At 45.5% G+C, this 10079-nt stretch carries 10 protein-coding genes; all 10 read left to right on the forward strand.

Going from position 1 to position 10079, the window contains the following annotated elements:
* Nucleotides 1–147 precede the first annotated feature (147 nt).
* Nucleotides 148–945, forward strand: a complete 798-nt coding sequence (gene sctJ, locus RM811_RS10080) for a type III secretion system inner membrane ring lipoprotein SctJ (RefSeq protein WP_402523589.1) — start codon at nt 148–150, stop codon at nt 943–945.
* Between the two features lie 48 nt (nt 946–993).
* Complete coding sequence (locus RM811_RS10085) at nt 994–1686, forward strand: SctK family type III secretion system sorting platform protein (protein WP_402523591.1); 693 nt, start codon at nt 994–996, stop codon at nt 1684–1686.
* Entirely contained in the window at nt 1665–2324 is a 660-nt protein-coding gene (locus RM811_RS10090; protein ID WP_402523593.1) for an HrpE/YscL family type III secretion apparatus protein, read from the forward strand. Before RM811_RS10085 ends, RM811_RS10090 begins: the two co-directional genes overlap by 22 nt.
* 308 nt (nt 2325–2632) lie before the next feature.
* Complete coding sequence (locus RM811_RS10095; protein ID WP_402523595.1) at nt 2633–3829, forward strand: amino acid permease; 1197 nt, start codon at nt 2633–2635, stop codon at nt 3827–3829.
* A 279-nt stretch (nt 3830–4108) separates the two neighbouring features.
* Nucleotides 4109–5923, forward strand: coding sequence for a fumarate reductase (quinol) flavoprotein subunit (gene frdA, locus RM811_RS10100; RefSeq protein ID WP_402523596.1), 1815 nt, complete (start codon nt 4109–4111; stop codon nt 5921–5923).
* A gap of 6 nt (nt 5924–5929) precedes the next feature.
* Nucleotides 5930–6679 (forward strand): succinate dehydrogenase/fumarate reductase iron-sulfur subunit, encoded by a 750-nt coding sequence (locus RM811_RS10105; protein ID WP_402523599.1) that lies wholly within the window; start codon nt 5930–5932, stop codon nt 6677–6679.
* Entirely contained in the window at nt 6679–7068 is a 390-nt protein-coding gene (locus tag RM811_RS10110; protein WP_402523601.1) for a hypothetical protein, read from the forward strand. Before RM811_RS10105 ends, RM811_RS10110 begins: the two co-directional genes overlap by 1 nt.
* Nucleotides 7069–7078: 10 nt before the next feature.
* Entirely contained in the window at nt 7079–7432 is a 354-nt protein-coding gene (gene frdD, locus RM811_RS10115; protein ID WP_402523603.1) for a fumarate reductase subunit FrdD, read from the forward strand.
* A 317-nt stretch (nt 7433–7749) separates the two neighbouring features.
* Nucleotides 7750–9105, forward strand: coding sequence for a transposase (locus tag RM811_RS10120; protein ID WP_402523606.1), 1356 nt, complete (start codon nt 7750–7752; stop codon nt 9103–9105).
* 372 nt (nt 9106–9477) lie between these two features.
* The coding region (locus tag RM811_RS10125) for a hypothetical protein (RefSeq protein WP_402523608.1) at nt 9478–10079 on the forward strand (602 nt) is incomplete at its 3' end.

Consider the following 10079-nt stretch of genomic DNA (forward strand, 5'->3'; position numbering starts at 1 on the left):
CTGAAGGAAAACCTGAGGGTTTTCCTTCAGTTCCCCTTCTGAGTCATCCCTCTGAAAACTATATTCTGGAAATCATAATTTTTTTCAGCAGCTGGCCGTTAAAAGTAAGAGCACACTACATTTAAACGACCATAAGGTTGCCTCGTCATGAAACAGGGGTTTGTCCAAAGTTATAGATATACACTGCTGTTTATCATCAGCCTGTTTTTGCTGGGTTGTAAAGTTGAACTTTATTCCGGGCTTGATGAGAGAGAAGGCAATGAAATGCTTGCTATTCTCATCGATAATGATATCCCCAGTAAAAAGATGGTGGATAAAGATAAAGTGGTTACCATCATGATCGATGGGGGCGATGTTTCAAGAGCCGTTAATGTATTGAACAGCCTTGGCTTTCCAAAAGAGAAGTATTCATCGATTGGTGACATTTTTCCTAAAGATGGGCTGATCTCATCGCCTACGGAAGAAAGAGCCCGTTATACCTACTCAATGTCTCAGGAGCTGTCCGCAACGCTGTCAAAGATTGATGGAGTGCTAATAGCCCGGGTTCACGTTGTGTTGCCACAGGAACAGGACAGTCTGACGGATGTAAACTACCCTTCATCTGCTTCTGTGTTCATCAAATATACGCCCGACCTGGAGCTTGCCGGTTTAATTCCCAAAGTGAAAACGCTGGTGGCCAACAGTATAGAAGGCCTTTCACTGGAAAAAATCTCGGTTTCATTATTTCCTGCCACGCGTTTGAATTCCGGAAGCTTTGCCAGGCCTTCGACAGAAACTGTGCTATTTGTTGATGTTAAACCTAACTCTGCAGGTGTCCTCAGACTGGTTGTTTACTCTTTACTGCTTTTGCTGGTAGTAGCACTCGGTGCTTGTGGCTATTTCTATTGGATGATGGAGCAGAAGAAGAAAAAAAAGAATAGGAAAAAAGGCCCTGATAGTCAGTAAAAAGAGTCCATTTTCATCATGTAATGCATGGTAAGAGCGAAGTGACGAATGAACAGTAATAATGTTTTTAAGGAATATAATGGAGTGAGCCTGTTCAGTCATATGGTTGAGTTCAACCTTTTTCCCATTCGTTATGTTCATCTGAGCTGGTTGAAATCGGATGATAATTTCAGGTTGCTTAAAGGGCTTAAGTCCAGTGAGCCTGCACAGTTTAATCTTTCCAGTTATTTACTGAGCAAATTTGGCATTGCGAATAATTATGACTATGACTTTGGCCGCCTGGATAAGCGGATCGTATTTGCCGGTGCTGAAGAAATTGAACGTTTAGCCTTTTATCTTGGGTTGGTATTGAATGAAGGTACGATTCGTTCAGTCATACGTAGAGATGAACGTATTGCATTACAAAAGTGTCTGGGTGATGAGGCCTATCGGTTTGCTGTGAAAAAGGCACAGTTTATCAGCAGGGCATCAGAACAGGCTGGACCCAGTCTATTAATTGACTGGAAGCATCTTGAACGATTTAAAGCTTATCTGGTTGCCAATGGTCAGCAGGTGATTGCCACGGCGTTTTCTGATTTACCGGGTGCATTTCGACAAAGGCTTATTTTAAAAATGCCCAGTAGCTGGAAGAAGACACTTGGCTCTCCGGGAGCGGGAGGGTTAAGTCAGTCTCAGTGTGTGAAGTTACTGGTAAAAACTCATAAAGAGGTGAATCGACAGTGGCGGCACCTGTTATCCTGAATAATGTCCGGCTTGAACTGGATCCAAACTGCAGAGTCCTTAAGGCGGATGATTACGTCGTTTATCTTGAGGCCCAGGAAATTATTAAGGCTGCCCAGCAGCAGGCAGAGGGCATTGTTGAGGAAGCCCGCAAAGCTTATGAACATGAAAAAAAGCGGGGGTATCAGGACGGTATTGCGGAAAGTAAGGCAGAACAGACTGAGCATATGTTGAAAGTGGTCAGCAGGACGATCAACTATTTGTCTGATATAGAGGACACGCTGGCCAATATTCTGCTGTCCGGCGTTAAAAAGATCATTGGCGAATTCAATCAGGAAGAGCTGGCCATCAGCCTGGTAAAAAACGCCCTTCAACATGTTCGCAATGAAAAGCACGTAACCATTCGCATTCCCCCTGCACAGTACAGTGCGGTTCAGGCACGTCTGAACATGATACTGGCAGAGTACAAAGGCGTTGGCTTCCTTGATCTTGTCGCTGATCCACGGTTGTCCGCAGGTGACTGTATTATGGAAAGTGAGATTGGTGTTGTTGATGCCAGCGTAAATGTTCAGCTGATGGCACTGCAAAAACGATTTGATAGTCTTAAATCGATAGGTGCACGCACCAGAGAGGCTGAAATAGCCAATAAGACCCCTTAAGGCCGTTGTCCGCTACCCGCTGTCCGTTGCCCGCAAAAGCACAAGCGGATCCGGATTTTTCGGGCAGCGTGAAATGGGGGCGTTATTAAAGGACAGTTCCTAAGTATCCTTCCATATGGTTTTCTGTGGCTCCTGGTACTTAATTGTTCCCCCCCCCCCGGAAAGGTTGGCCAATTCTGCTCGAAAATTATAAATGCGAAGCCAGCATCGAATGGTCACTTTGTCTTCAGGGACATAATTGGTAAGCATCTTCTTTTAATTACCCTATCTTTATCACTGGAATTTATAATTAGTGAGGGTGTTCACTTATGTCTGAATCCAGTCGTTCCTCCCTAATTGGCAGTGCGTTGATTTTGGCTGGAACGGCAATAGGCGCAGGCATGCTGGCATTGCCATTGGTATCAGCGAGTACCGGCCTGATACCGGTCATCATTCTCTTTCTGGTGACTGCGTTCTTTGCCGTTATTTCTGCTCTGTATGCTTTTGAGGCAAATGTAGCCATCAAGCCCGGTTGTAACTTGTACACAATGGCGAGCAGAACGTTGGGGCGGATGGGTAAAGTTCTCTCTGCTATTGCGCCTCTTGGCCTGTTTTATGCATTGATGTCCGCTTATTTTTCGGGAGGTGGCTCTTTACTGGCACAGTTTGTTCAGGTTGCTATTCCTGAGGCTTCCTCTCAATTGTGTGTGATCCTGTTTGCCCTGATTGCTGGTGTTTTTGTCTATTACAGCACTCGTGCTGTGGATCTTGTTAATCGTGTTTTTTTCAGCATGATGGTTGTGGCTTTTATTTTGGTACTGATCTCTCTGGCGCCATCAGTGCGTTATGAAAGTATGGTTCATACGGAAAATGTTGAATACTTATCCCTGATGGCAGCTTTGCCCGTTGTTTTCACTTCGTTCGGATATCATGGAGGGATCCCCAGCATCATCATCTATCAGAAGAAGCAGTTGGAACATATCCCGCGCATTTTTTTGGTGGCTACATTGATCCCATTAACCGTGTATACACTTTGGCTGATTGCAGTCATGGGAGTATTGCCGGAAGCAGCACTATGGGAAATCAGTAAATCATCAGGGGCTACTGCACGTTTGATTGCTGCATTAAGCAGTGATGATGACATACACACCATATTGTATCTGTTTTCTGATCTGGCATTGTTAACCTCAGTGCTGGGTGTGTCTTTGGGGCTATTTGATTATCTCGCGAACCTGCTTCAACGGGCAGATACCCGAATTCATCGATTTCAAACCGCTCTGGTTACTTTTATTCCCCCGGTCATTTTTGCCATTATGTTTCCGGATGGCTTTGTTGCAGCTTTGGGCTACGCGGCAATTGCCCTGGCAATACTGGCAATACTGCTACCCACCTCAATGGTTTATGTGCTCAGAAAAAAAACAGAATACAAGAATTCATTCAGGGCACCGGGCGGTAAGATTATGATGTCTGTCTGCTTCTTGTTTGGTTGTATCGTCATTTTATCTCAGCTTATTTCCAGGCTATAGGTTTTCTTGCGTAAATTAAGTGCTGAAAGCGAAGGGAGTTGTTAATTAAAAAATGAACCCGCACATCTTAAAATAAATACTGCTGTCTGTAGTATTTGTACCTATTCCTGCGTATTGAGAATATGGTTTTTCCGAAATATTGATTTATTTTTGTTCCAGGTCAATGGCTTTAATTTTGGGGTTCTATAAACTCCATCCCTGGATTTTTAACCCTTCTCTAATTATTCAATTTAGCCAGTTCGCTGGTTATCCCTGTTTGGACTCATTCAGGGGATAGTGGTGAGCGGCAATAGAGGTTTGCGTATGCAGGTCATAAAGGCCGATGTAGTCATTGTCGGTGCCGGAGGCGCCGGTCTTCGGGCTGCGATTGCCGTTGCTGAAAAAAATCCTGAACTGAAAGTAGCACTGATTTCCAAAGTTTATCCCATGCGAAGTCACACGGTTGCAGCCGAAGGTGGTTCTGCTGGTGTGGTTCAGGACCATGACTCTCTGGAAAATCATTTTGTCGACACCGTGGCTGGTGGTGACTGGCTGTGTGACCAGGATGTGGTGGACTATTTTGTCTCCCACGCGACGGAAGAGATGATCCGTCTGGAGCACTGGGGCTGCCCATGGAACCGCAAGGACGATGGTAACGTTAACGTTCGTGCTTTTGGTGGTATGAAAATCGAGCGTACCTGGTTTGCTGCGGACAAGTCCGGCTTCCACATGCTGCATACCCTGTTTCAGACATCTCTCCAGCACCCTTCGATTGAACGTTACGACGAATATTTTGCGACTGACCTGATTATGGAAGATGGTCGTGCTCAGGGCGTTGTGGCCATTGAAGTTAAAACCGGCGAGCCGAAAGTGTTTCTGGCCAAGTCTGTGGTACTGGCAACAGGCGGCTCTGGTCGTATTTTCCGTTTCAACACCAATGGCGCCATTGTGACCGGTGATGGTCACGCCATAGCATTGAGAGCGGGTGCGCCTTTGCGTGATATGGAATTTGTCCAGTATCACCCAACGGGTCTGCCCGGTTCCGGTATTCTGATGACCGAAGGTTGTCGTGGTGAAGGCGGTATCCTGCTGAACAAGGATGGCTACCGCTATCTGCAGGACTATGGCCTCGGACCGGAAACACCGGTGGGTCAGCCCAAAAACAAATACATGGAGCTGGGTCCACGGGATAAGCTTTCTCAGGCATTCTGGCAGGAACAGCGTAAAGGCCGGACTATCGATACCCCTCTGGGTGATGCGGTACATCTGGATCTGCGTCATCTGGGTGAGCAGAAGCTTATGGAACGGTTGCCGTTAATCTGCTCTCTGGCGAAAAACTATCTGGGTGTTGATCCGGTACACCAGCCCATTCCGGTGCGTCCTGCGGTTCACTACACCATGGGTGGTATCAGAACCAATATCAATTGTGCCACCGACCTTGCGGGCCTGTTCGCTGCGGGTGAGTGTGCCAGCGTGGGTATGCATGGCGCTAACCGTCTGGGCTCTAACTCTCTGGCTGAAACCGTGGTTTACGGTAAAGTCGCCGGTGAAAGTGCTGCTGACTTTGCCAGCCAGAATGTGATGTCTGATGAGGGCACGCTGATTGATCAGGCGAAAGCACACCTGGCCCGTATTGAAAGTTTGCGCAACGCTAACGGTACCGAAAAAGCTTCCCATCTGCGTCATGAAATGGTGAAAACCATGGAAGACAACTTTGGTATTTACCGGGTTGGCGAAGAGATGCAGGCAGGTTTGGACAAGATCTCTGAGCTGCGTGAGCGTTTCAAGAACGTCAAGGTAGAAGACAAGAGCAAGGTATTCAATACCGAACTGCTGCAGGCTTTTGAGCTGCAAAGCTCTCTGATGGTTGCCGAATGTATGGCAATCGGTGGCGTTGAGCGTAAAGAATCCCGTGGTGCTCACCAGCGTATTGATGGTTTCGAAGCCCGTGATGATGAGAAATATCTGAAGCACTCGGTGACTTTCTTAAATGGTGATGCCAAGCCTCGTCTGGAATACGAAGATGTCAATGTGACTCGTTTTCAGCCTGAAGAGCGTGTCTATGGCGCAGCAGCCGAGAAGCAGGCTGCGGAGAAAAATGGTGAGGGGAAGTAACGAGCCATGAGTGATAAAACAATAACCATCGAGATTCTGCGCTACAACCCGGAAACCGATGACAAGCCGACGTTTGGTACTTTTACCATTCCCTATGTAGAAGACTGGTCCATGCTGGACGCCCTTGAGCATATCAAGGATGAGCTGGACTCTACACTTGCCTATCGCTGGTCCTGCCGAATGGCCGTGTGTGGCAGCTGTGGCATGGTGATCAACGGTACACCGAAGCTGGGCTGTGAAACCTTTCTGAGGGATTATTACCCGAACCCGATCCGGGTTGAGCCGCTGGCCAATTTCCCTATTGAAAAGGATTTGGTGATCGACTCTGAAGACTTCATCAAGAAACTGGAATCGGTTAAGCCCTACATCATCAATGCCATGGCGAAGCCGGTAGAAGAGGGCATTAACAAACAGACACCTCAGCAGCTGGGTCTGTACAAGCAGTTTTCCATGTGTATTAACTGCATGCTCTGCTATTCAGCCTGTCCACAGATGGGTCTGAACCCACTGTTTGCCGGACCTGCGGTGATTGCCCTTGGCCATCGTTACAATCTGGACAGCCGTGACGATGGTTATGACCAGCGTACCGAAGTGATCCAGGGCAAGAATGGTGTCTGGTCCTGTACTTTCGTTGGTTACTGTTCTGAGGTCTGCCCGAAGAACGTGGATCCAGCGGCTGCTATCAACCAGAACAAGCTGCAGGGTACCCAGGACTGGGCGCTCTCGTTCCTGATGCCACGCAAAGGAGATAAGTGATGAGTCGTCGTCCCTATGTGCGCCCCATGAAGCGTACCTGGTTTATGGATCATCCTTACTATCGTAACTATATGGTTCGGGAATCCTCCAGTTTTTTTGATGGCCTTTATGCCTTGAACCTGTTTGCCGGTCTGGTACAGCTGGTGCGGGGTGAAGATGCCTGGAACAGCTGGCTGGCCCTGCAGGAAAACCCGCTGATGATTCTGTTCACCGTGGTGACCTTTGGTCTGACCATTTACCATGTGGTGACCTATTTTGATATGACGCCACGGGTGCTGCCACAGCAGATCCGTAAGCTGGTGAAGGATCATATCGTTAATAAGCTGATGTACGTTGGCCTTGCGGTTGTTTCAGTGATTATTCTGGCTGCGGCCACCATGGGACTCTAAGGGAGAGGTGATGATGAGTAATAAACGCCATATTGAACCTCTGTTATGGAGTCTGTTTGGTGCCGGTGGTACCACGATCGCCTTTTTCTTTCCGGCCATTATATTTGTGGTTGGGATTGGAGTGCCTTTGGGTATTATTCCGGCGGAAGCACTGTCCTATGAACGGATGTCTGCTTTTTTTCTGGAAAGCTGGATTGGTAAAATCGCGCTGATGGTGGCACTGGTTCCTTCTTACTGGGCCTGTATTCACCGTCTTTACCACGGTTCTCATGATTTGGGTTTTCATCCGGGTGTGGGTGTTAAAGTAGCCTGTTACGGCGGTACTTTGATTCTCAGTCTGGCAACGGTTTTCCTGTTGCTGTGATGGAATAAGGAAAGGCTGGGTTGCCCAGCCTTTCCGCTATTTGTGGTTGTTTTTCTGGGGCTCTTGTTTATCAGGGAGCTCCAGAGGTTTTGTATTGGAAAGCTTTCTTGACAGGCTCGGATCACATTCGATCCGTCATAAGCCATTGAATAACATTCTTAATGTTGAAAAAGCATTGACCACTATCCAGCCAGCAATTTCCGATGAATTCTGGAGCCCCACTGCCACACGGCATACAGAGGAGGCAATAAAAACTCACCCGCACAATTCATCGACTAAAATTGATCTTTACTAAATCATCGTCGTTGGATCAATTTATGGGTACTGCCATACAGAAAAAAGTCAGGCAATTCAGTGCTACTTATCTTATAAAAACCGTTTCTGAATGCTTTGAAAAAATAACTGATCACCGTCGCAATCAGAGTACCATTCCATTCGCCAATTTTCCTAAATCTGCTTTTGCTATGATGCATCAAAAGTGTGATTCGCTGTTAGCATTCGATGAGGAAAGACTCGACGAGGTATGCTGCCATAATCTAGAAAAACTCTATCATATTAAGGATGGTAAAGTACCTTCTGACACAAGAATGAGAGAAGTTCTTGACCCTGTAGATCCTACCGAGCTTAAGAAACCCTTCAAAGAACTGTTCAACATTGTTCAGCGTAATGGTGCCCTGAAAGGATTTGAATTCAAATACGGAAAGCTAAAAGACCATTACCTCCTTCCTATTGATGGCACTGGTCTTTTTTATTCAGGAACCTGTCGTTGTGATGACTGTTGCATCATGAATGAAGGTAAAAATAATGAAGCCTATTATCACAACATTATGGGTGGGTGTATTGTCCATCCAAACCAGAAAACCGTGATTCCTTTAGCACCCGAAGCCATTTGCAAACAAGATGGCACGACAAAAAATGATTGTGAAAAAGCGGCTATCCGACGTTTTCTAGCACAGGTAAAACACGACCACCCGCGATTAAAACTAGTCATTCTTCTCGACGGCTTATACGCTGATAACCCCACCATTGCTCTGATCAAGAAGTATGGCTGGCACTATATTATCGTCGCAAAAGATGGCAATCATATGTCGCTTATTGAGGCCATGAATGAGCTTTATGAGCAGGGTGAAGTTAAGCACCATACCATCGTTGATAAAGATAACAATACAACTCATAGATTCCGCTATGCAAATAATGTGACCCTGAATCTGCAGGATGATGCAGAGAAGGTCAATGTCCTGGATTATATTGAAATTGATAAAGCGGGTAATTCGCATGTCTGGTGTTGGGTAACCGATATTGAATTAACCAAAAAGACAGTTGAATCCGTCATGAGAGGAGGTCGTTGTAGATGGCATATTGAGAATCAAACGTTTAACACCCTGAAGAACCAAGGCTATCAACTTGAGCACAGCTATGGTCATGGCGAATATCACCTGGCTACGAATTTCGCCTACCTTACATTCCTGGCTTTTCTTTTCGATCAGATTCAGGAACTGGCTTGCCCACAATTTCAAAAAGCTTTAAATAAACCAGCGAAGCCAACACGAAAACGATTATGGAAAAAGATAACAAGTTTTTTCCTTACCTTGATGATTGATAGTTGGGATTCCTTGTTTAAGGCAATTGCACACGGATCTAAATCCCAGAAACTGGCATTTGATACTTCATAGCATCAAAAGATAGCCAGGGTTTCAGGGGTAGAGATAGCGATTTTTTATCCAGCGAAAATAGCTGAGGGTTTTCTTTTTCTGAGAGTATTGTGAGTGCGTCAACGCACCTGTTATATGTGAGTGCGTCAACGCACCTGTTATAGATGTTGTCGTGTAATCGTCGGGAGTGGCTGCTATCCAGCCTGTAGCTGAATAATCAGTTATACGGATCTTATTCTGATGGGAACTATTGTTATCTGAAATTGTCTCAAAATTGTCTCAATATTGAGTGAATAATTGCTTTCAGGAATTGCTCTTCAGACGCAGTTGTGACGTATTCCTGACCAAAAAGGCACCAATTATTGAATTTAAAGAATAAGAGGTTTGTGTGACATGGATATTTCAGAATGTAGCAGAATTATTACAGAGGCTTTCTTTAGTGGACGGATAGGGTATGAGACTGTTCCTCAAGGTGTTATGGGTTCCAGAGAAGTCACCGCGTTGGAGACGCTATACAATCAGCTGCATTCCTCTGGAAAGCCTTTGAAAATACAGGGCAATTTTTCTGACAGGAATTCTACGGTAAAGGATGTATTACCGATCCTGCTAAAGAGTCAGGATTTTGTTACCCGTCTAAATGTGCATGCGAATAATTTCTGTAAAAAAACAACAGGTAAATCGACGGATCTCCGCCAAGCCTTACTGAATGAGGGTAGACCCAAAACTTTGATGGAGTTCAAATTATTTTATCAAAAGCTTTTAAAGAAACTTGATGAAAAGATTGCTTTAACTGAGGATCAAAAACTTATATTCAAATTTTATTTAACAGGTATGTTGAATATGAATGATTCAACAGATACTGATTCTGCAGGAAAACTTCTGGATTATTTGATAAAAGGTTGTCATTCTGATCGGAGTAAACAGGAGAGCGAAATCGTTTCCTGCTTACTTAACGATAGAAGTAACTTGAAAAAACTGATCGTTCAATGCTGGAA

Origin of the sequence: Endozoicomonas sp. (genome assembly GCF_031844845.1) — a bacterium.
Taxonomy (GTDB): Bacteria; Pseudomonadota; Gammaproteobacteria; order Pseudomonadales; family Endozoicomonadaceae; genus Endozoicomonas.

Coding starts and splice junctions, on each gene's coding strand:
- sctJ (WP_402523589.1), top strand. CDS start 148: ATGAAACAGGGGTTTGTCCAAAGTTATAGATATACACTGCTGTTTATC.
- RM811_RS10085 (WP_402523591.1), top strand. CDS start 994: ATGAACAGTAATAATGTTTTTAAGGAATATAATGGAGTGAGCCTGTTC.
- RM811_RS10095 (WP_402523595.1), top strand. CDS start 2,633: ATGTCTGAATCCAGTCGTTCCTCCCTAATTGGCAGTGCGTTGATTTTG.
- RM811_RS10105 (WP_402523599.1), top strand. CDS start 5,930: ATGAGTGATAAAACAATAACCATCGAGATTCTGCGCTACAACCCGGAA.
- RM811_RS10110 (WP_402523601.1), top strand. CDS start 6,679: ATGAGTCGTCGTCCCTATGTGCGCCCCATGAAGCGTACCTGGTTTATG.
- frdD (WP_402523603.1), top strand. CDS start 7,079: ATGATGAGTAATAAACGCCATATTGAACCTCTGTTATGGAGTCTGTTT.
- RM811_RS10120 (WP_402523606.1), top strand. CDS start 7,750: ATGGGTACTGCCATACAGAAAAAAGTCAGGCAATTCAGTGCTACTTAT.